At 56.1% G+C, this 20,250-nt stretch carries 18 protein-coding genes; 7 read left to right on the top strand and 11 right to left on the bottom strand.

The features are described 5' to 3' along the window. Positions 1–245 precede the first annotated feature (245 nt). From ibpA to D4100_RS15685, 3 genes are all read left to right on the top strand, one after another. A complete protein-coding gene (ibpA, locus tag D4100_RS15695) occupies positions 246–659 on the top strand; it encodes a small heat shock chaperone IbpA (RefSeq protein ID WP_006321748.1) in 414 nt (137 codons plus the stop codon). A 228-nt stretch (positions 660–887) separates the two neighbouring features. Next, the gene (gene ibpB, locus D4100_RS15690; RefSeq protein ID WP_119804741.1) at positions 888–1,316 is read left to right on the top strand and encodes a small heat shock chaperone IbpB; all 429 of its coding nucleotides are present in this window, start codon (positions 888–890) and stop codon (positions 1,314–1,316) included. Between the two features lie 167 nt (positions 1,317–1,483). After that, positions 1,484–3,142, top strand: a complete 1,659-nt coding sequence (locus D4100_RS15685) for a putative transporter (RefSeq protein ID WP_119804740.1) — start codon at positions 1,484–1,486, stop codon at positions 3,140–3,142. A gap of 48 nt (positions 3,143–3,190) precedes the next feature. On the opposite strand, the gene D4100_RS15680 is transcribed toward D4100_RS15685, so the two are convergent. Beyond that, on the bottom strand, positions 3,191–4,444 hold the full coding sequence (locus tag D4100_RS15680; protein WP_119804739.1) for a valine--pyruvate transaminase: 1,254 nt from the start codon (positions 4,442–4,444) through the stop codon (positions 3,191–3,193). Positions 4,445–4,578: 134 nt separating this feature from the next. Beyond that, entirely contained in the window at positions 4,579–6,645 is a 2,067-nt protein-coding gene (locus D4100_RS15675) for an alpha-amylase (protein WP_119804738.1), read from the bottom strand. A gap of 187 nt (positions 6,646–6,832) precedes the next feature. Here D4100_RS15675 and D4100_RS15670 point away from each other — a divergent pair, with 187 nt between their 5' ends. Next, the gene (locus D4100_RS15670) at positions 6,833–7,081 is read left to right on the top strand and encodes a CopG family ribbon-helix-helix protein (protein WP_119804737.1); all 249 of its coding nucleotides are present in this window, start codon (positions 6,833–6,835) and stop codon (positions 7,079–7,081) included. Next, a complete protein-coding gene (locus tag D4100_RS15665; RefSeq protein WP_119804736.1) occupies positions 7,071–7,358 on the top strand; it encodes a type II toxin-antitoxin system RelE/ParE family toxin in 288 nt (95 codons plus the stop codon). Before D4100_RS15670 ends, D4100_RS15665 begins: the two co-directional genes overlap by 11 nt. A gap of 44 nt (positions 7,359–7,402) precedes the next feature. Here D4100_RS15665 and ghrB read toward each other — a convergent pair whose 3' ends face one another. The 8 genes from ghrB to D4100_RS15625 form a co-directional block, all read right to left on the bottom strand. Continuing rightward, the gene (gene ghrB / locus D4100_RS15660) at positions 7,403–8,380 is read right to left on the bottom strand and encodes a glyoxylate/hydroxypyruvate reductase GhrB (RefSeq protein ID WP_119804735.1); all 978 of its coding nucleotides are present in this window, start codon (positions 8,378–8,380) and stop codon (positions 7,403–7,405) included. A 101-nt stretch (positions 8,381–8,481) separates the two neighbouring features. Next, complete coding sequence (locus D4100_RS15655) at positions 8,482–9,750, bottom strand: MFS transporter (RefSeq protein ID WP_006321737.1); 1,269 nt, start codon at positions 9,748–9,750, stop codon at positions 8,482–8,484. 107 nt (positions 9,751–9,857) lie between these two features. Beyond that, a complete protein-coding gene (locus tag D4100_RS15650) occupies positions 9,858–10,817 on the bottom strand; it encodes a sugar kinase (protein WP_119804734.1) in 960 nt (319 codons plus the stop codon). Positions 10,818–10,822: 5 nt separating this feature from the next. After that, the gene (locus D4100_RS15645) at positions 10,823–11,575 is read right to left on the bottom strand and encodes a sugar phosphate isomerase/epimerase family protein (protein ID WP_006321735.1); all 753 of its coding nucleotides are present in this window, start codon (positions 11,573–11,575) and stop codon (positions 10,823–10,825) included. Positions 11,576–11,758: 183 nt separating this feature from the next. Continuing rightward, a complete protein-coding gene (locus D4100_RS15640; protein ID WP_006321734.1) occupies positions 11,759–12,775 on the bottom strand; it encodes a LacI family DNA-binding transcriptional regulator in 1,017 nt (338 codons plus the stop codon). 156 nt (positions 12,776–12,931) lie between these two features. Then, entirely contained in the window at positions 12,932–13,591 is a 660-nt protein-coding gene (locus tag D4100_RS15635) for an OmpA family lipoprotein (protein WP_119804733.1), read from the bottom strand. Between the two features lie 132 nt (positions 13,592–13,723). After that, a complete protein-coding gene (locus tag D4100_RS15630; protein WP_006321732.1) occupies positions 13,724–14,158 on the bottom strand; it encodes an N-acetyltransferase in 435 nt (144 codons plus the stop codon). Then, a complete protein-coding gene (locus D4100_RS15625) occupies positions 14,155–14,721 on the bottom strand; it encodes a DNA-3-methyladenine glycosylase I (RefSeq protein ID WP_119804732.1) in 567 nt (188 codons plus the stop codon). The genes D4100_RS15630 and D4100_RS15625 overlap by 4 nt, the downstream gene beginning before the upstream one ends. A 197-nt stretch (positions 14,722–14,918) precedes the next feature. Between D4100_RS15625 and D4100_RS15620 the strand changes: the two genes are divergently transcribed. Together D4100_RS15620 and D4100_RS15615 are read left to right on the top strand one after the other, a co-directional pair. Beyond that, entirely contained in the window at positions 14,919–16,907 is a 1,989-nt protein-coding gene (locus D4100_RS15620; RefSeq protein WP_119804731.1) for an autotransporter outer membrane beta-barrel domain-containing protein, read from the top strand. Positions 16,908–17,718: 811 nt separating this feature from the next. Continuing rightward, a complete protein-coding gene (locus D4100_RS15615) occupies positions 17,719–18,462 on the top strand; it encodes a helix-turn-helix transcriptional regulator (RefSeq protein ID WP_119804730.1) in 744 nt (247 codons plus the stop codon). Positions 18,463–18,671: 209 nt separating this feature from the next. On the opposite strand, the gene D4100_RS15610 is transcribed toward D4100_RS15615, so the two are convergent. Continuing rightward, complete coding sequence (locus D4100_RS15610; protein WP_119804729.1) at positions 18,672–20,012, bottom strand: MFS transporter; 1,341 nt, start codon at positions 20,010–20,012, stop codon at positions 18,672–18,674. Between the last annotated feature and the right edge of the window lie 238 nt (positions 20,013–20,250).

Below are 20,250 nucleotides of genomic sequence, written 5' to 3'. Positions count from 1 at the left end.
TGTTTTAAAAGGAGCAAGGTCACGCTCTGTGGCGGCTCTCTCACTTTATTGTAAGGGATAAAAAAACTTTCGCCGAACTGATTGTCATTTTTTTGATCGCCGTCGGTTGAAATGATGAAATCAACCCCCATTTTCTTATCAGAACCAAATTAAGAATTTGCCGTAAGGGAATTCTTATTATTAGTCTGTCCTTAGTGGAAGGCTTAATTATTAAACCTCGCTGAAGTGCCGTAGGAGGCTGTTTTATGCGCAATTTTGATCTTTCCCCGCTATACCGTTCCGCCATTGGTTTTGACCGTTTGTTTAACGCGTTGGAGGCCGGGCAGAGCCAGGGGAATGGCGGCTATCCCCCTTATAACGTTGAGCTGGTGGATGAAAACCATTATCGCATTGCGATCGCGGTGGCCGGGTTTTCCGAGCAGGAACTGGAGATCACCACCCAGGACAATCTTCTGATTGTACGTGGCGCCCATAATAACGAACCTGCTGAAAGAACCTACTTATATCAAGGTATTGCCGAGCGTAACTTCGAGCGTAAATTCCAGTTGGCCGAGCATATCCAAATTAAAGGCGCGAAGCTGGAAAATGGGTTGTTGTATATCGAAATGGAGCGCATCGTGCCGGAAACATTAAAACCGCGTCGGATTGAAATTAAATAATTCTTATTTCATCAGCGAAACGTCTCGCTGGTGTTAAATGTTAGCTTGCCTGCCGTCAGGGGGCATACCTTAATTTACCCTATGAATTTTAAGTTACGGCCAGGCGACCAGCTCATTCATCCCCAGGAGCTTACTTTAGTAAGTAACTGGGGTGAATGAGTGCAGATAACAACGCCGTAGCTTGAAAGGCGACGGGTAAAATCTCGCTTCATAGAAGGAGTTTACATCATGCGTAATTACGATTTGTCACCTTTGCTGCGTCAGTGGATTGGTTTTGACAAGTTGGCCAGCTCAATGGGCGGTCAGGAACCTCAGGGCTTCCCGCCTTATAACATCGAAAAAAGCGATGACAATCACTACCGCATTTCTCTGGCGCTGGCCGGGTTCAAACAAAGCGAACTGAATATTGAAGTGGAAGGCCCACGCCTGACCGTGAGCGGTAAACCGACGCCGCCGGAAAAACAGGTGGAATATCTGCATCAGGGGTTGGTGTGCAAAGAGTTTACTCTGACCTTCACGCTGGCCGAGCATCTGCAGGTTTCCGAGGCGCAGTTTGAAAACGGCCTGTTGCATATCGATCTGGTGCGTCAGGTGCCGGATGCCTTGCAGCCACAACGTATCGCCATCGGCACCACTCCGGGGTTAGAAACCCGGTAACCGACTGAAAAAAACGGTAATAACACGGGGGAAGTCCAAAAGGGCTTCCCCCGTTGCATTCTGTGGCGCAACCCACATTCCCCCTTTCCTGCTTATGTCAAAATCCCTGCTAATTGTGCGTCTTTAACCGCGAGCCTGTTGTTAAACTTCTGGCAAGGATGTGACCTATGAGCGATATCGCCCTGACCGTCAGTATGTTGGCATTGGTGGCCGTTCTCGGGCTGTGGATGGGCAACTGGAAGGTGTATGGCGTCGGGCTGGGCATTGGCGGGGTGCTGTTCGGTGGCATTCTCGTGGGGCATTTCGCCCAGAGCTGGCAAATCAGTCTTAACGGCGACATGCTGCATTTCATTCAGGAATTCGGGTTGATCCTGTTCGTTTACACCATTGGTATTCAGGTGGGGCCCGGCTTCTTCTCTTCCCTGCGAGTGTCCGGGCTGCGGCTCAACGGTTTCGCCATTTTACTGGTGTTGGTTGGCGGCGTGGTGGCGGCGGCGGTTCACAAGCTGTTTGACGTGCCGCTACCGATCATTCTCGGCGTGTTCTCCGGGGCAGTCACCAACACCCCCGCGCTCGGTGCCGGGCAGCAAATTCTTACCGATCTGGGGTCGGATCCGGCGCTGGTCGATCGCATGGGGATGGGTTACGCCATGGCCTATCCGTTCGGTATCTGCGGCATTCTGCTGGTGATGTGGCTGATCCGCCTGTTCTTCCGTATCAATATCGATCGGGAAGCGCAGGCGTTCGAAAACAGTCTGGGCAATCACCGCGAGCTGCTGCACACCATGAACGTGGCGGTGCGGAATCCCAATCTGCAGGGAATGGCGATAAAAAATGTGCCGCTGCTGAACGGGGAGGACATCATCTGCTCACGGCTGAAACGCGGCGATCTGCTGATGGTGCCTGCACCGCTCGAGAGGCTGGAGTTGGACGACTATCTGCATTTGGTAGGGAAGCGCGAGAGCCTGGAAAATGCCCGATTGGTGATTGGCGAAGAGGTGGACGTCTCATTGTCAACGCGCGGCACGGCGTTACAGGTAGTGAGGGCGGTGGTGACCAATGAGAAGGTGCTGGGCAGCAAAATCCGCGATCTTAACCTTAAGCAAAAATATGACGTGGTGATCTCTCGCCTCAACCGTTCCGGGGTTGAACTGGTGGCCGGTAGCAACGTTACGCTGCAATTTGGCGATATCCTCAACCTGGTTGGCCGGCCGGAATCGATTGAGGCGGTCGCGGCCATCGTCGGCAACGCTCAACAGAAATTGCAGCAGGTGCAGATGCTGCCGGTATTTATCGGCATCGGGCTGGGAGTATTACTGGGTTCTGTCCCGCTGTTTGTTCCGGGTTTCCCGGCGGCATTGCGCCTTGGGCTGGCCGGCGGGCCGTTGGTGGCGGCATTGATCCTCGGGCGTATCGGCAGCATTGGCAAGCTGTACTGGTTTATGCCACCGAGCGCCAACCTGGCGCTGCGCGAGTTGGGCATTGTGCTGTTTCTGGCGGTGGTGGGGCTGAAATCGGGGGGAAACTTTGTCGATACCCTGATGCACGGCGAAGGGTTGGCGTGGGTTGGCTACGGCGCGTTGATTACCGCCATCCCGTTGTTCAGCGTGGGCGTGCTGGCGCGGGTGGTAGGCAAGATGAATTATCTGACGCTGTCCGGCATGCTGGCTGGTTCGATGACCGATCCGCCGGCGTTGGCCTTCGCCAACGGCCTGCACCCGACCAGCGGCGCTGCCGCGCTGTCCTACGCCACGGTTTACCCTCTGGCGATGTTCCTGCGCATCATGTCGCCGCAGTTGCTGGCGGTGCTGTTTTGGGCGATGTAACCTGCCGGGGCGCAGCTTTTACCTGCCAGCTGCGCTCCGGCTCGGGCGTTAGCCCGCTTCCTGGTGCGCGCGTTCGATCTCTTCCGCCAAAATCGCCACGCCGCGCTCGATTTTCTCCGGATCCGGCACGTAGTTCATCCGCATGCACTGGTGAGTATGCGGCCATTCATGCTCCAATCCCGGGAAGAAGTAGTGGCCCGGCACCATCAGCACGCCGCGTTTTTTCAGGCGCTGATACAGCAGCTCGGTGGTGATCGGCAGATCTTTGAACCACAACCAAAGGAAAATCGCCCCTTCCGGTTTGTGGATCAGGCAACGCTCTGGCGACAGATAACGGCGGATTATCTCGATGGTGTGTTCAACGCGCTGTTTGTAGAACGGGCGGATCACCTCGTTCGACAGGCGCAGCAGATCGCCACGTTCGATCATTTCAGCTGCCATCGCCGGCCCCATGCTGCCCGGTGACAGGCTGATGATGCCGTTCATGTTGGTCAGGGCGCTGATGATTTTCTCATCGGCAATCACGATACCGCAGCGCGAGCCGGGCAACCCGAGCTTGGACAAGCTCATGCACAGGATGATGTTCGGGTTCCACAGCGGCGTCGCTTCGCTGAAAATAATTCCGGGGAACGGCACGCCGTAAGCGTTATCGATCACCAGTGGAATATTGCGTTGTTGCGCCAGCAGATCGAGCTTCATCAGCTCTTCGTCGGTGATCACGTTACCGGTTGGGTTGGTCGGGCGCGAGACGCAGATCATGCCGATATCGTCGCCGATGTTCAGATGTTCGAAATCAACGTGATATTTAAACTGGCCTTCCGGCAGCAGCTCGATATTGGGCTTGGCCGAAACGAACAGCCCCTCGTCCAACCCGGCGTCGGCATAGCCGATATATTCCGGTGCCAGCGGGAACAGCACACGGCGGCGGCTGCCGTCGGCATAACGCCCGGCAAACAGGTTAAACAAGTAGAAAAACGCGCTCTGGCTGCCGTTTGTCAGTGCAATATTCTGTGGTGAAATCTGCCAGCCCAGCTCGTCGCGCAGTAAAGTAGCCAGCGCTTTCAGCAGGGCGTCTTTGCCCTGCGGGCCATCGTAGTTACACAGCGCCTCGGTCAGTTTGCCCTGGTCGAGCATGTCCTGACACAGCTGTTTGAAGTAGCTTTCCATCTCTGGAATTTGCGCCGGATTGCCGCCGCCGAGCATGATGGCGCCGGGCGTGCGCAGGCCTTCGTTCAGGTCATCCATTAAACGGGTAATGCCCGCGTAACGGGTAAATTTGTCGCCGAAAAGTGAAAAAGTCATAGGTGCAGCAGTATTGTTTTTAGCAGGTAATCGCCCACCATACCGTCAGATAATTTTCGGCGCAATGCGGTACATAAAACAACCGCCGGGAATAAACGTCACCCGGCGATAGTTTGCCAGCATATTGTGCTGAATTAATGTGACCGATCGCCGACCCACACCACCATCACCTTGTCGTCGCCGAGCCGACGGCTGAAAGCATAGTAGCCTGCGGTTTGCTGCGACTGCTGCGTGCCGGCGCCGATCGCCGGATGGCGGGCGCGGAACTGCCCAAGCCGCTGCCAATGCGCCAGCAGCGGCGCTTTGGTGCCTTGCAGCTCGCTCCAGTTCATATCGGAACGCGTACCTTGTAGCGGATCCGAACCGGTCGGGCCGAGCTGGCGACCGCTTTCATCACCGTAGTAAATTTGCACCGCCCCCGGAGCCAGCAGCAGCAGATCTGCCGCACGCTGCTGCAATGGCAGCGAACCTTTGGCGTCGCTGGCGAAGAACAGCCGGGTATCGTGCGAGGAAAGATAACTCAGTACGTTGAAATCCTTCAGTTTGCCGGCCATTTGCTGGTAAGTGGCATCGATACTGGAGAAACAGCTCAGCGCCTGCGCAGCCTGATCCTGAAAATCGAAATTGATCATCGCGTCAAAGCCATTCTGGTAATAATCACTTTTCATCACGCCGTGGCCCCAGGCTTCGCCGGTCATCCAGAACGGAGCGTCATCCAGCGCCTGTTGCGGATTAGCGGCTTTCCATTGCGCCAGCGCCGCCGTGGCACGTTGTTTCAGCAGCGCCAGCGTGGGTTTATCTACGTGCTTGGCGGTATCGACGCGGAAGCCGTCAATGCCGTAATCGCGCACCCATTGGCTGAGCCAGGTAGTGAGGTAGTCGCGGGTCGTGGCACCGGGAATGTCATGCGCGGCGGTGTCGGGTTTGTGGCGGTAGAACAGCGGCAGACCGCTGGCGCCGGGCGCTTCGGTTTTGATGTCCGGGAGGAAAGCCAGTGACATGGTGAGGTCGTTATAACCCGGGGAGTCATAGTCGCCGATATCGGTGCGGATCCAATTTTTCCCCCACCAGGGTCCCCAACCTGTCTTGTCGCTGAAATTAATGTAATCGTTGAAACTGTGCCAGTTTTGGCCTGGACCAGGCCGCCAGTCACCCCAGTTTTTACCCAGCGTTTTTTCTATCTCCGCGCCCTTCAGGTAGAGCGAGCCGAATTGGAAGGTCTGCATATCGGCCAATGTGGCGTAGCCGACATGGTTTACCACCACGTCGAACAGAATGCGGATACCGCGTCGGTGCGCCTGTTCGACCAGCTTGCGCAGGTCTTGCTCGCTGCCCATATTGGCGTCGAGCCGGGTCCAGTCCAGCGCGTAGTAGCCGTGATAAGCGTAGTGCGGGAAATCGCCCTTGGTACCGCCGCCGACCCAACCGTGGATCTGTTCCAGCGGCGAACTTATCCACAGTGCGTTGACGCCAAGCTGTTGCAGGTAATCCAGTTTTTGCGTCAGCCCGGCGAGATCGCCGCCGTGGAAGGTACCGATCTCCTGCATGCCGTCGCTGCGGCGGCCGTAGCTGTGATCGTTGGCCGGGTTGCCGTTCTCAAAGCGATCCGTCAGTGCGAAATAGACCGTGGCGTTGTGCCAGTTGAACGGTGCCGGTTTTTCCGTGCCGGCGGATTCCAGCAGCAGCATGCCGCCGCTGCCTGCGGCAGGCTGAAGGGTCACTTTGCCCTGGCTGACCTTGGCCGTTTGGCCGGAATAGAAATCGCGTACCCTTTCGCCTTCGGCGAAGGTCGCCGCTACGTCAAGAGTGACGGGCTTGCCGTCCCAGCGCTGGCAGACGCGGGGTGTCGTTGCTGCGGTGGCCTGTGGGGGCGTTTTCAGGCTGAGTTGCAGCGTCGGTGTACCGCTGCGGGTATCGATGCGCACCCGATATTCACCGTCGCGGAACAGCCGCCAATTGACCGGAGGGCCATCGCCGCAAGGTTGCAGCGACAGGGTTTGATTCAGCCTGGCCGCAGTGGTCGGCTGCCAACATTGCCGATCCTGATAAATTTTCAGCGGCAGTTCGCCCTTGGGCAGCGTGGCCTGGCTGGTGAACAGCCCGGCGGTGGATTCGTCAAAGGCCGGGAAGCTTTGCAGCGTCCAGCCTGCTGTTGCGGTCGGTGACAGCAGCATCAGCAGAGGTAGGGTCAGGCGTTTCATGGCTCTCCTTACGCGTGGCAGGAAGCGTTTTTATTCTAAGGTAAGGTCAGTGTGACAAATGAAGAAAAAATAGCCTCATCCCGATGGCGTATTTTCAGGGAGGAGGGAGAAGGGGGAGAGCCCGGTCTGTTATCCGGTGTTTTTTTAATCTATATTACAATGTATACATTGTAGTGTGAGGTGACCTATGAGCGTGATGTCCGTTCGACTCCCGGAAGAGCTCAGTGAGCAGCTAGAAGCTTTGGCCAAAGCGACCGGCAGGACAAAATCATTTCTGGCCGGGCAGGCTATCCGGGATTTCATCAACCGTGAAGCCTGGCAGATTGCGGAAATTCAACAGGCCATCACTGAGGCGGATAAGGGGGATTTTGCTGCTGATGATGAAATGGAAACCCGCTTCAAGAGGATGGGAGTGAGTGATAACGATGAAAATTAAATGGCTAAGGAAAGCCGCAAGCAATTTTGATGATGAGTACGATTGGCTTTATCTAGAGAGTCCGCAGGTTGCGACAGAATTTGCCAGGGAGGTTTTTCGTTTAGTGAGTTTGCTGGTTACAAACCCGGCCCTGGGCCGGGCCGGCAGAGTGATGGGAACCCGGGAAATCGTGATGCAAACCTTCCCTTATCTGATCCCCTACAGAATTAAAAACAATGAAATACATATTCTTAGGATATTTCATATGCGGAGACGCTCACCGAAAGACGGTTGGTAGTTTTGCATGGATGCCAGTTTGTCACCCGCTGGCATCCATGAAAGTTACCTCTTCAGTACCTGCGGATTGACGCAGTTTTCTTTTACCGTGCCGGTCAGTGCGGCAATCAGGTTATCCACCGCGCATTCGGCCATGCCATAGCGGGTTTCATGAGTGGCGGAGCCGATGTGCGGCAGCGCCACCACGTTCGGCAGCGTCAGCAGCGGCGAAGAGACCGGCAGCGGCTCTTTCTCGAACACGTCCAGCCCGGCGGCGTGGATCGTTCCGTTCTGCAACGCTTCGATCAGTGCGGCTTCATCCACCACCGGGCCACGGCCGGCATTGATCAAAATACCGCTCTTTTTCATCTTCGCCAGTTGGTCGCGGCTGATCATATGGAAGGTTTCTTCGGTCAGCGGCAGCGTGATGCAGATGAAATCGGACTCGGCCAACAGGGTGTCCAGATCGCAGCGGCGGGCGTTAAAACGCGTCTCGGCCTCTTCGTGAGTGCGGCGGGCGTTGTACAGTATCGGCATACCGAAGCCGAAATGCGCGCGCTGCGCCAGCGCCAGACCGATGCGGCCCATGCCGAGGATGCCGAGGGTTTTATGGTGTACGTCGACGCCAAACCAGTCCGGCCCGATGCTGCCCTGCCATTCACCGGCTTTGACCCGCTCGGCCACTTCCACCACGCGGCGCGCCGTCGCCAGCACCAGGCTCATGATGGTATCGGCGACGGTTTCGGTCAGCACGGTCGGGGTATGCATCAGCACCACGTTATGGGCGTTAAGCGCATCGACGTCGAAATTGTCGTAACCGACGGAAATGGTCGAGGCGGCGCGCAGTTTGGGTGCCTGTTGCAGGAAAGCTTCATCAATCTTGCCGCCGGAACCTATGATCCCTTCCGCTTGAGCGAGCGCCTGTTTCAGCTCGTCGCGGTTATCCGGCGACAGGCCATCGAAGGCGTGCACGGTGAAGTGCTGTTCCAGCCGTTTACGCAGCTCGGTGGGAATACTTTTGTACAATACGATAGAAGGCTTCATCACGAACTCCAGCAATACCCTTTGTCTTTCAGGCTGCAGCGTTATTGGCTACAGCCTTAAATCCATTGGGTATGTTCAACGGAAAATAAAGTATAACGAGATCAGGCTACTTGTGGATGAACCTCGTTGCGGGCGGGTTTGACGATCAACGTCACCACCACCGCCACCACCAGCGCAATCGCCATAAACATATAGGACGCCGACGGGTTGCCGGTCGCGCCGTTCAGGTAGCCGACGAACCAGGAACCGAAGAAGGAGCCCAGCGCACCCATGCTGTTGATCAGCGCCATCGCGCCACCGGCGACGTTTTTCGGCAGCATTTCCGGAATGATGGCGAAGAACGGCCCGTACGGGGCATACATTGCCGCGCCGGCGATCACCAGCAGGCTGTAGGAAACCCAGAAATGGTTGGTGCCGATGGCATAGGAACCGAAGAACGCCAGCGCGCCGATCAGCAGCAGCGGCCAGACGAACAGTTTGCGGTTCTGCATTTTGTCCGACGCCCAGGACACCAGGATCATAGAGATAGTCGCCGCCAGGTAAGGTACCGCCGACAGCCAGCCGGCTTCCACCATGCCCATTTGCATGCCGCTGCGCAAAATGGACGGCAGCCACAGCACGAAGCCGTATACGCCGATGCTCCAGGCGAAATACTGTACGCACAGCAGGATCACGTTGCGTGAGCGGAAGGCTTCACCGTAGTTGCGCACCGCCTTGATGCCTTTCTGCTCCTCATCAAGCTGCTTTTGCAGCGCCGATTTCTCGTCTTCGCTCAACCATTTGGCCTGCGCCGGCTTGTCTTTCGCCAGCACCCACCAGCAGAAGGCCCAGAGTACCGCCGGAATACCTTCGATGATGAACATCTCGCGCCAGCCGAAGGCGTGGATCAGGTAGCCGGAAACCACCGACATCCACAACACGGTTACCGGGTTACCGAGGATCAAGAAGGTATTGGCGCGTGAACGTTCTGATTTGGTGAACCAGTTGCTGATGTAAATCAGCATCGCCGGCATCACGGCGGCTTCCACCACACCGAGAATAAAGCGAATGGCGGCCAGCATAGGGATATTGCTGACCACGCCGGTCAACGAGGCACAACCGCCCCACAGGATCAGGCACCAGAAGATCAGTTTTTTTACGCTACGGCGTTCGGCATAAATCGCGCCGGGAATTTGGAAGAAGAAATAGCCAAGGAAAAACAGTGCGCCCAGCAGCGAGGACATGCCTTTGGTAATGCCCAGATCGTCGTTGATACCGGCGGCTGAAGCAAAGCTGAAGTTAGCGCGATCGAGGTAGGCCAGGCTGTAGGTGATAAACACGATGGGCATGATGTACCACCAGCGTTTGGCCGCGAGAGTGACTGTATTCATGTTCAGATTCCTCAGTGTCGGAGTGGTGCTCTCCCGGCGAGTCTGGTTGTAGGGCCAGAGGCGTTTGCCGTTCGGAGAAGGCTGTTAACTGTTTATGTTTGTTATTTTTATTCAGCCAGTGCCGCGCGGGTTGGCAACCCTTCGCTGTCGCCGATGGCCTGGATCGCCAGCGAGCCGATTTTATTGCCGCGTTGCACCGCCTGTTTCAGCGTTTTGCCCTCCAGCAGGGCGCTGATTGTCCCGACGGCAAAGCCGTCTCCCGCACCTACGGTATCCACCACGTTGCTGACTTTGATCGCCGGCACCGTGGCCCGATCGCCGGCAGCGGTTTTAAACCAGGCGCCGTCCGGGCCGGTTTTGATGATCACCGCTTGCACGCCGCGTTCCAGGTAGAAATCGGCGATACCTTCCGGCGTCGATTGGCCGGTAAGAATTTGCCCCTCTTTGAGCCCCGGCAGCACCCAATCGGCGGCGAACGCCAGTTTGTTCAACTGATCGATCATCACCTGCTGGCTGGACCACAACACCGGACGCAGGTTGGGATCGAATGAAATGGTTTTGCCCATGGCGCGCATTTCACGAGCGGCATGGTTGCACAGCTCCAGCGACTGGCCTGACAGGGCTGCAGCCACGCCACTCAGGTGCAGATGACGTGCGGAGCCGAAGTACTCACGGTTAAAATCGGCGGTCGACAGGTGGCTGGCCGCTGAGCCTTTGCGGAAATATTCCACGCTGGGATCGGTACCATCGGTGGTTTTCGATTTGATCTGAAAACCGGTCGGATAGTTGCCGTCTACCGTGACCTGCTGGAAGTTAATGCCTTCCTTTTTCAGCTGTTGCAGGGCGAAACGGCCGAAAGCGTCGTTGCCGACCCGGCTGACCCAGCCCACGTTCAGACCCAGGCGCGCAAGTCCGATCGCCACGTTCAGCTCGGCACCGGCGATGCGTTTGGTGAAGGTCTCGACTTCAGCCAGATCGCCGGTTTGTGTGGCCACGAACATCGCCATGGCCTCACCCAGCGTAACTACGTCCAATGGCGCGTTACGCGCCGCTGTCAGCATTGTCATGATGGTTACTCCGCACGCAGAAGGTTAACGTAGTGGCGGGTAACGGCTTCCAGGCTGTCACCCTGCAGAGGGAATTCGATGCCGCGCGGCGCATCCAGCGGCAGGCGGGCCAGCAGGCCGCGCCAACTGCCGTCGGTATCATCCAGTGCCACCGCGCGCCAGCCGCGCAGGCCGTGGGTGGCGGCTTTGACGTGAACATAGCTGACGTGGCGCGCCAGGCGCTCGGCGGCGATGAAGGCGTCTTGCCCCACCCAGTGCCAGTTGGCCATATCGAACGTCATGCTGACCGGCAGGTGGTTGTCTTCCGCCGCATGGAAAAAAGCATTCAACAGCGACAGAATGCCGCAATCAGGGGTCTGGTCATTTTCCACCACCAGCTTGATCGGGTGCTGCTCCAGCGCCACTTTCAGTTCGGTAAAATCGAAACCCGGTTGGTAGTGGCCAAGGGAAAGCTTCAACTGGCGTGCCTTCAGCAACTGGGCTTCTGCCAGCAGCGCCGGCAGGTTTGGGTTCAGCGAATGCTGTGGGGTAAATAGCGCCTCAGGGGCGGAATAAACGGCAAATAGCTGTTGTTGTTCAATCGCCTGAGCCAGCGCCGGCAGGCTTTCCAGCTCCTGGGCGGAAAACAGTTCGCGGCGGATCTCCACGCCATCAGCGCCCGCGCCGGCGATGATCGGCAGTAAGGCGGCTTGCCCACCGTATTGCTGAACCACATCGGTGCCGTATGCGCCGGTCACTACGATAATTTCTCTTTTCATTTTGGCTCCTGAGGTGGCGTTATTCCCACCGCTGCTGTTAAGGGTACGTTAAATGGAACCGGTTCCAGACGAAAGCGACAGAATGTAAAAATATGATCGCAATCACGAACATGAGCAAAAAATAGTCTTTCAGGGGAGGTGGATAGGCGCCGTAAACCGCGCCACAGCTGGGGAAAAGGGGGATTAGCGGGTGGTGGAGCCGCGCACGATCAGTTCACCGGAGAACATCTGTTCGCCGATCGGCGCATCCAGGCCCTGAATGCGTTGTACCAGTTGTTCCAGAGCCGCGTGGCCCATTTGATAGGTCGGTTGCTTCAAGGTGGTGATGCCTACTCCCGCCAGTTCGGCCCACTCCAGTTCGTCAAAGCCGAGCAGGCCGATATCGCTGCCCCATTGAATGCCCAGCCGGCGCATGGCGCGCGCGACCTGCAACGTCAGCGCGCCGTTGGCGGAAATCACCGCCTTGCGCATACCGCGGTGGCGGGCGTTAAAGCCACTGAGCACGCTTTCCAGCTGCTTCAGGTCGTTAAGCGGCGTCTCGGCCTGTTCAGCCAGCAGCCCGTCATGTTGCGCCATGGTCTGGTTAAAGGCGTGCAGCCGCTCCAGCCGGGTATTGACCGTGCCGATAGGCTCGCTGAGAAACAGGATGGCTTCGAATCCCTGTTGCAACAGATGTTCGGTGGCGGTGGTCGCCGCCTCATGGTTGTTCAGGCCGACCACGTCGCAGGCGAAATCAGGGATTTTGCGGTCGATCAGGACCATCGGCAGCATGGATTGTTGCAGCGTCGACAACGCTTCTTCACGCATGCCGACGGCGTTGACCACGATGCCCTCCACCCGATAGCTGCTGAGTAACTGCAGGTAGTGTTGCTCCTGATTGACCTCGTTATTGGTATTACACACCAGCAGGGTAAAGCCGTGTTGACGGCAGGCGGCTTCGATGCCGCGCATGACGTCCACCGAGTAGGGGTTGGTGATATCGGCGATGATCAGGCCAATCAGGCGAGTTTGCCCGCCCTTCAGGCTGCGTGCCATCTGGCTGGGCCGGTAGTCGAGCTGATGGATTGCCTGTTCGATGCGCTGTTTGAGATCGTCAGAAAGCAGGTGCTGCTCACCATTGAGATAGCGCGATACGCTGGTCTTGCCGGTTTTGGCGGTTTTCGCCACATCGCTGATGGTGGCACGCCCCGAGGCGCGCATTGCCTTAACAGTGCTCACTGCCGATCTCCCCTGCGGTTAATTGCCAAGGAGACTACCACACCCGGCGCGGGGCCGGGAATGCTGAATGGCAGGTTGTGTGTGACTAAGGGATGGGCGGAAAGCGAGAAGCGGCGGGGCTTGGCGCCCCGCACGGGATTATTGCAGCGGGCTGAGGGTGATCTCGACGCGGCGGTTTTGCGCCTTGCCTTCCGCCGTGCTGTTGGAGGCGATTGGATTATCCGGGCCTGCGCCTGAGGTGCGGATACGGTTTGCCGCCACGCCCTGGGTGATCAACGCGCTGCCCACGCCGTCGGCGCGCTGCTGCGACAGGGTCATGTTCAGGGAGCGGGAACCGGAACTGTCGGTGTAGCCAATCACGTTAACCGCAGTTTTTGGGTATTCCTTCAGCACCATGGCTACGCCGGTCAGGGTGTTGGCGCCCGCCGGTTTCAGGGTAGCGCTGCTGCTGTCGAAGGTGACATTGTTCGGCATATTCAGCACGATATTGTCGCCCTGGCGGGTGACGCTGACGCCGGTGCCTTTCATTTTGTCACGCAGTTTGGCTTCCTGCGCGTCCATGTAATATCCTGCGCCGCCGCCCAGGGCCGCACCGGCTGCTGCGCCGATCAGCGCACCTTTGCCGCGGTCTTTTTTCGACGAGGAGAGCACGCCCACACCGGCACCCAGTGCCGCGCCAAGGCCGGCGCCAATACCGGCTTTACCGGCTTCAGATTCCCCGGTGTACGGGTTGGTGGTACAGGCCGACAGCGTGAGCGCGACGCTCACCGCGCCGGCAATAATCGCAATGCGTTTCATGTTTTTTCCTTAACAAGCGGATAGAAGCTGAACCTGTTATCAGGGAAAAATCAGGGGAATACCATGCAGCGGATTCTGAATTGAACGCACCCCGGTGCGGGATGCGTTATTTTTAAGCGAAATCGACAGGGTTCAGACGGCCGGTGCCCAGTTCATGATCAGCGTATAAGCCTGGGTTTCTTCATTGAACAGCCGTTGGGCCACCTGAAAACCCTGTTTACGGTAGAACGCGCAGGCGCGCAGATTTTGTTCATACACCTCAAGGCTCAACCGGGGATAGCGCTGCTGTACGTGCGTCATCAGCGCCTGGCCGACACCGTGGCCGTGAAAGGCCTGTTCGACGAACAGCGCGCCGATAAAGCGTTCATCCAGCACGCTGATAAACCCGACGATCTCCCCGGCGTGGCAATACGCCCAGCTTTGCGCCCGCGGCAGATAGCTATCCCGCACCAGCACGGCGCTTTCCCGCCAATAGCTTTCCACCACGAACGGGTGGGCGGCGATGGTGCTGGGCAACCACAGGGCCATCAGCCGTGGCATATCGGCCGGACGGCAGGCGCGGATCATTTCTGCTTTGGGTAGCAAATACACCCGGTCAGATGATCGTTCACCAACCCGCAGGCCTGCATGAAGGCGTAACAGATGGTGGAGCCGATAAATTTGAAGCCGCGTTTTTTCAACGCCTTGGACAGGGCATCGGACAGCTCGGTTTTCGCCGGCACCTGGCTCAGCGCTTGCCAGCCGTTGAGCTGCGGCTCGCCACCGACAAAGCCCCAGATAAAGGCGGAAAAATCTTCGCCGGCCGCTGCCATGGCCAAATAGGCTCTGGCGTTGGTGATGATGGCTTCGATTTTGCCGCGATGGCGGATGATGCCGCTGTCCTGCAGGAGCGTTTCCACGTCCTGTTCGGTCATGGCCGCCACCCGTTGCGGATCGAAATTGTGGAAGGCGCGACGGTAATTTTCACGCTTTTTCAGCACCGTGATCCAGGAAAGCCCGGCCTGCTGACCTTCCAGACACAGCATTTCAAACAGTTCGCGCGCATCGGTGGTCGGTGCGCCCCATTCCTTATCGTGATAGTCGAGATATAACGGATCTGCCGTTACCCAACCGCAACGTTCGCTGGTCATACTGCCTGTCCTTAAGCTGTGTTTATTTACAGTAATCATCGCCTGAAGCGGTAAACTTGGCAAGCCCCTGATTGTTTTATCATCAAGCGACTTGACGTGGCGAAAAAGCCAGCAATATTTACTAGATGGCCGCAGGTAAAAAAGGTCAATGATAAGAAACGGTTTTCCTTCATTTGCTGGCTCTCAGGAGTCTCTTCATGCCTCTAAAAATAACTCGCATGCCCCGCCCGGCGGCGCTTGCAGTGGCGATATTATGCAGTATGACTACCCCGGCGCCGGCTTATGACCAAGTCTACGTATTTGGCGATAGCCTGAGCGATACCGGCAACAATGGTCGCTTTACCTACGACAGCGATAAACACCTGCTGTATGACGAAGTCCTGGCGCAACGCATCGGCGCAGCGCTGGTGGCGTCGGACGACGGTGGCTACAACTATGCCGCCGGCGGCGGCGTGGCGGTGCCGGCGCTCAACCCGGCGGACAATACTCAGGATCAGGTGCAGAGTTACCTTGGTCGGGTCGATGGCCGGGCCGATGGCGACGGTCTGTATATTCACTGGATTGGCGGCAACGATCTGGCGGCGGCGGCGTTAAACCCTGCGACCGGGCCGGACGTGGCTTATAACAGTGCAGCGGCAGCCGCAATACAGGTTCGTTCACTGTTGAATGCCGGCGCCGGTACGGTGATCGTACCGACGGTACCGAATATTGGTTCAACGCCGCAGCTGATGGAGCTGATTATCCAGCAGGCGTTGACGCCGGTGCAGGGCGCAGCAGTGCAGGCGGCCTACGCCACCCTCAATTCGCTGACCACGCCGGATAGTGCTTCGCGCACCCAGGCAATTCATCAGGCGCTGACGTCCGCCGCCGCACAGGCCAGCGCAATCCCGCAGGTGCAGCAGGCGATTGCCGCGCAGCTGATTGCCGCCTACGACAGCCTGAGTGCTCAGGCCGCGCAACTGACCGATTTTTATAACCAGAGTGAGGATCGCCTGCTGGCGCAGGGCGGCGGTAATATTGTTCGCGTCGACGTGAACAAGCTGTTCGCCGAGGCGATAGCCAATCCGGCGCAGTTTGGCTTCGCCAATACCGCCGGCATGGCCTGTCCGGCCGGCGTGTCGTCGGCGGTGTGCAGTTCCGCCACGCCGGGTTTCGACGCCAACCAGTCCTATCTGTTCTCCGACCATTTTCACCCCAGCCCGCAGGCGCATCTGCTGATTGCCGATTATATTCAGGCGGTGCTGGACGGCCCGGCGCAGGTGGTGGCGCTGAATCAGGCGACGGCGGCGATGGCGCGTGACAGCCGCGCGACGCTCGACAGCCGTTTCCAGCAACTGCGCAATGGCGACAACCCACAGGGAGCGCTGGGCGTCTTCGGCGGCTATGCCGGGCAGCATTATGATTACTCGGCCAATAAGGCGGCGGGCGACGGCAACGCTACCAGCCATAATCTGACGGTTGGGGTAGATTATCAGTTGACCGAAGGCTGGCTGATTGGCGCGCTGATATCCGGCTCCAATGACGATCAACAGCCGTCCAGCCGCTATGAATACAAGGCGCGCGGCCTGTTGTTGTCGGCCTTTACCGCCCTTGATCTGTTTGAACACGGCTGGGTGAATGCCGATCTGCATTACGCGACGATGGATTACGACGATATTCGCCGCAGCATGCAGCTTGGGCCGCTAACCCGTACCGAAACCGGCTCGACTTCCGGCAAGCAGTGGGGCGCGCGCCTTACCGCCGGATACGACTTCCCCATAACTTCTTACCTGACGACCGGCCCGATGGCGCAGTTTGCCTGGGATTACAGCAACGTCTCCGGTTACAGCGAGGATGGCGACAACAGTACCTCAATGCGCTTCAACGACCAGACCTACCATTCGCAGATCGGCGCGTTGGGCTGGCGGTTGGACAGCCAATTTGGCCTGTTTAATCCGTACGCTGAAGTCAGCTATCAACATCAGTTTGGCGATGACGTTTATCGTGCCGGCGGCGGGTTGAAGTCCACGCAGACCTCGTTCACCCGCGACAGCGCCGGCCAGGATAAAAACTGGGTGGATGTGACGCTGGGGGCAAACATGCCGCTGACCGATCAGGTGGCGGCGTTCGCCACCGTTTCGCAAACCGGTGGCCTGAGCAGCGGCGAGCAGTTTATGTATAACGTCGGCGTCAGCGCGCGGTTTTGATCGTTAAGGTTTGTGGGCCTAAAGCACAAGGCCTACAAATATTAATTAGTTATTTTTTTCCGTTTGATCCTTCGCCTTGTACGACAAAAATCACAAAGCTGCCATAAATAATGACTCATCCTCTGGTTGGAGTCCTTTCCTGTTACGGTATTGAAAATATTGAGTTTATTTGGAGTTCGAACCGTAGGGGTAAGGAACTTACCGTATAGACTATTTACATGCCATAAGAAAAAGCATAGTGTAGCGACTGTACTTTAGTAGGGTGCTTGATGTGGAGCAGCCCTACTGCGACGACTTATGAAGTTAAAGAAAAAAGTCGCTTTAGAATTTATTGCTCAACACCAGGGAATCATTATTAATCAATAAGATATTTTTTTCATCGTTGTTGTTAGTCCTTCGTCTCACTTGAATGTGCCTTCTGGCGCTTCTATTTTCCTATCAGGTGGCTCTGGCGATCTGCCTGGTATCAACATAGCGTAAGGATGTTCATTTCAGGTCAAGTAACAGCATTGGTCGCTGATTTTTCAGCTCATCCATCAACCACTTCGTGTCATAACCTTTCTCCAGATATAACCTTAGACGAGCAGTCGGTTTACTTTTTTTTACCTTATGACAATCTCTATTGTGATCGGATCTTAATATATACTTCAAATTCTGTTATATTTCATAATGTGACTGTTATATTTATTGTTTTGGTATGAAATAGTAGTCATTAAATATTTTTTAATGAATGTCAGTTAACAAATTTATTAGTGTGACATTGGATTAGTATACTATATTATACTTTTATTTTCTTTCAAGGAGATGTTACGTGAATAGCTCATTCTTCGATAATAAATTAATCAATGAGAAAATAAAAAAGGATCTGGAAAATAACCTTGTAAGTTATAATAATATAAATTACGTTTATGCAATAATGAATAAAAGAAATCCGGCGAATTTTTCTGTCATATCAAACAGAATGGATTGGTTTGAACTCTACACGCAAAGTAACTTTCAGTTTATCGACCCCGTGCTTATCACTGCGTCTAATCGGATTACCCCATTTTCCTGGGATGAAAACCTCATCGTTGAGTCAGGGGTGAAATTCTCAAAGTTATTTGATGCGGCTAAAGATTATAACATCGTTCATGGTTATACTTTTGTACTGCATGATAATCATCATAATCTTGTCGTGTTGTCTTTCTTTTTGGATGATCTGCTCTCTGAAAATAGAGGGAAGTTAGAGAGAAATAAAAATAAAATTCAGATGTTGTTAATAACTACACATGAAAAATTAATCACTGGATATCAGAATATTAACGGTGAGAGATATTTTGAAAGAATAAATGACAAAGAAATTTTCTCTGCTCGCGAAAATGAAGTGCTTTATCTGGCAAGTATGGGGAAATCCTATCCAGAAATTGCACTTATCTTGGGCGTGAAGTTAACGACAATAAAATATCATGTCGGTAACGCAGTAAAAAAACTGGGCGTCACCAATGCTAAGCATGCCATTAGACTTGGGGTCGAGCTGCAGCTCATCAGGCCCGTGCTCCTTGACGCGGAAGGCTAACGGACGAGTGTCGCAATCTGATTTTAAGCCTGGCTTGGTTGATGCGAACGACCCATATTTGCCGGTTGCGGTCGTCCATTTGTACGTAAACCCGTTAATTTCCGCGATAGATAATATGAAGCATCATTATCGAGGCGATGGGAGCCGAAATTAACTTAATGCAGAATGCGCTGACCTGAAGGCATCCTTGCCTTGGGGCCATGCTGTTGTCAGGAAGAGGTTTGCTGCATGCTACTGTGGTTCGGTAGTGAGCCGTTAGCTCTCATCTTCCTTTCCGGTTGCAGCAGGGTCATGCACAACATGCTGCAGAAGGATACTGCGGCGGTGGCGAAGAACATGGCGCCATAGCCGTGGTGCTGCGCCAACCAACCGCTCAGCATCGGCGCGGTGATCGACGCAATATTGGCGATCGCCAGCGTCATGCCGCTGTAAGCGCCCACCGACGCCTTCGGCGTGACGTCGATCACCACCGACCAATACACGTTATTCACCAGCGCGTTCAGCGCATTGCCCAGCGTCATCAACAGAATGATTTCGGTCGCCGTGCTCATAAACGGGATCAGCAGGAAGCAGGTGGCGGTCAGCAGCAGCGTCACCGCCGCAAACAGGTTGCGCGCCAGCCGCAGGTTGTCAAAACGCCTCAGCAAAGCATCGGCGATGCGGCCGCCGAGCAGCACGGTAAAGCAGGCGCCGCTCCACGGGATCATCGCCACATACCACAGCGAGTGCAGATCGTAATTAAAGGTGTCCTGCAGGTATTTCGGCCCCCAGGTGACCAGCACAAAGGTGACGTAGAGGAAAGAGAAGTAACCCAGGGCGTTAAACACCAGCGTGCGGTTAGTGAAAAATGCCCACCACGGCAGGTGCGGTTGCCGGCTGTCCGGCTCCTGATCGGCGCCGATGGCCGCCAGTTCGGTGGCGTTAACCAGAGGATGCTCCTGCGGAGTATCGGTAAAGACGCGGGCGAACAGCAAAATGGCGATCAGCGAGAACAGGCCCAGCAGGATAAACATGCTGCGCCAGTCATCGGTCAACAGCAGCAGCCCCACCGCCAAGGGTGCGGTGAGCAGCGAGCCCACCTGGGTACTCAACAGGCCGATGCCCAATGAAAATCCCCGTTCCTTGCGTGGTGCCCAGTTGGCGATGGTTTTGTTCATCAGCGCGTAGGCCGGGCCTTCGGCGAAGCCGAACATGATCCGCAGCGCGGCGAAACCCATGATCGCCGAGCCGCCGAACAGCGCCACCCCCAGCTCGCCGGCCCAGGCGGTGGCGATCTCCAGCAGCGACCACAGCGCACCGGCCATCAGCCAGACTTTCTTGGTGCCGATACGGTCGGCCAGAAAGCCACCGCACAGCGAACCGAACAAATAACCAAAGCCGAAGTAGCCCAGCACGGCGCCCAGCTGTGCCTTGTTGAAGTTGAATTCACGCGAGATATCGTTGGCGGCGAAGGATAACGCGCCGCGGTCGACGTAGTTAATCAGCGCAATAAAAAACACCATGGCGAAAATACGGTAGCGATAGCGGCTGTCGGTTAAGGTGTTGGTCATCAGCGAACCTCCTGAAACGTTTGATATCAGGACGTTGCAAGGTTGGTGCCAGTATCGTGATCGTTGCGGGACGGGATGCGGCGGGGCGGCGAGGGCGTTGAACGGGCGCTTGGCAGGAGCATTTGCCCTAAAAGAGTGCATGAAAAGGCGACGCTTCTTTGCCGATTCGCAGTTGTTGCCGGATTCTGGCTGTATATCTTACGGTCAACGGGTATACTGGCGCATTCCATATAAATCC

Source organism: Serratia inhibens (assembly GCF_003591175.1).
GTDB lineage: Bacteria > Pseudomonadota > Gammaproteobacteria > Enterobacterales > Enterobacteriaceae > Serratia > Serratia inhibens.
This window is presented reverse-complemented; position numbering and strand designations above follow the sequence as displayed.